The organism is Priestia sp. SRI_019 (genome assembly GCF_057586255.1).
Genome location: NZ_JBYCZN010000041.1, coordinates 1 through 319 on the forward strand (window position 1 = coordinate 1; position 319 = coordinate 319).

The 319-nt window shown below is 45.1% G+C and carries 1 protein-coding gene; it reads right to left on the reverse strand.

Features of this window, described 5'->3' with window-relative positions; translation table 11 throughout:
* Positions 1-319: tandem-95 repeat protein (locus AC2YJL_RS27735; RefSeq protein WP_487375100.1), on the reverse strand; the 319-nt coding region annotated here is incomplete at both ends.

Genomic DNA, 319 nt, shown 5'->3' on the forward strand with positions numbered 1-319 from the left:
GCTAAAGCTATCTACCCCGTTGTAATTTTCGTTTGGCGTATACGTGTAGGTTCCGTCTGGATTGACTACCACTGTTCCATTTGCTGGACCTGTCAGTAATCCGTACGTTAGTGGATTACCGTCCACATCCGTTGCTACCACTTGGCTACTTAAACTCGTATCTTCATTGATCACAAACTCATAATTCGGCACCACTGGTGCATCGTTCACTGGTATGACCGTCACAAATACATTTGTTACTATAAATGCGCCCGACGGGTCGCTTATTAACACCGTAAACGTATCCGGACCATTATAATTGCCATTCGGCGTATAGGTG